The sequence below is a fragment of the Nitrososphaera sp. AFS genome, from assembly GCF_009898475.1.
Taxonomy (GTDB): Archaea; Thermoproteota; Nitrososphaeria; order Nitrososphaerales; family Nitrososphaeraceae; genus Nitrosopolaris.
This window is the reverse complement of sequence record NZ_QURE01000049.1, coordinates 1-1,056: the sequence shown is the minus strand read 5'-3', so window position 1 is coordinate 1,056 and position 1,056 is coordinate 1. Positions and strand designations below refer to the sequence as shown.

The window sequence follows — 1,056 nt, the reverse complement described above, 5'->3', positions numbered from 1 at the left end:
AACTAATTAACGGCTAATGTCAGAATCTCATGCACTTGCTAACAGCCCTTCTTTGGTCATGTTTATCAAAATAAAATCAGCACCTGCAACCTTGATGCCGTGGGTTATATACCCCAAACCATCTAATTGACTGAAATATCTATGCTACAATGGGGAGCTATTTCTCTCGCAAAATAAACCCTATTTTTTGTGACAAAAATGAATAACAAGCTGTTCTCTCTCGGGTTGGTTTCAGCAGTGCTAGTGTTAACGGTTGTATACTATAACGTTGTCTGATATAGATGATTTGAAGTTTATCGTACCAAATTAAGTCCAACTAAAGTTCTGCCAAATACAAAATAAGGAAAAAACTGAAAGTTAGTGGATTGACGGTTAATTAGTTGAAAGGCCTTAAGGGAAATTCATTCTTTGTCGTACAGAACTCGTTTTAGGAAAGTAAAATATTTTAGTAGAATTTTTTCATATGTTTTTATAGTCCTTCAAAGTTGATTAGTGAGACCGCTAATACGATGTCCAAACAAAAGCAAGGGTTTCTTCCTTTAATTTTAGTCTCCTTTCTAGGACTATCGCTGGTGCTATCTGCCTATTCTTCCAGCGTTTGCAAAGTCACACAAGAGCAGTAGTAGTGGCAGCAGTCATGGCGGCTTGGCTCAATTGCCAAGTAACGCAACTGATTTTCCAAATAATGATCCAAGTGTTATCCAAGTTCACGTTACTACTGCAAAGAAGGACATAACTGGTGCCTACCATGTGATGGGTGAAATCACAAACAAGGGTAATGATACATTGAATTCTGTTCAAGTAACAGTTCATTTCTATGATGGTAGTAGAAATCTGATTGCAGATAGTACATGTTGCATAACAACACCACCAAATATGGATCCTGGTCATACGTCAACATTTGACAGCTTTGTCACTTCAGATCAGATCAGTGGCAAGCCAGTAAGCTACAGACTATCATATGATTGGAGTTAGTTAGATTGGAAAGAAATAACTTGAAGTATGTACTAATGAATTAGATGTATCCTACTACATTTGTTGAGGAAAAGTGACTAC

General features: G+C 37.0%; 1 protein-coding gene. It reads left to right on the top strand.

Going from position 1 to position 1,056, the window contains the following annotated elements:
- Positions 1–654 precede the first annotated feature (654 nt).
- Positions 655–975 (top strand): FxLYD domain-containing protein, encoded by a 321-nt coding sequence (locus DYY65_RS06890; protein WP_162477242.1) that lies wholly within the window; start codon positions 655–657, stop codon positions 973–975.
- Positions 976–1,056: the final 81 nt, after the last annotated feature.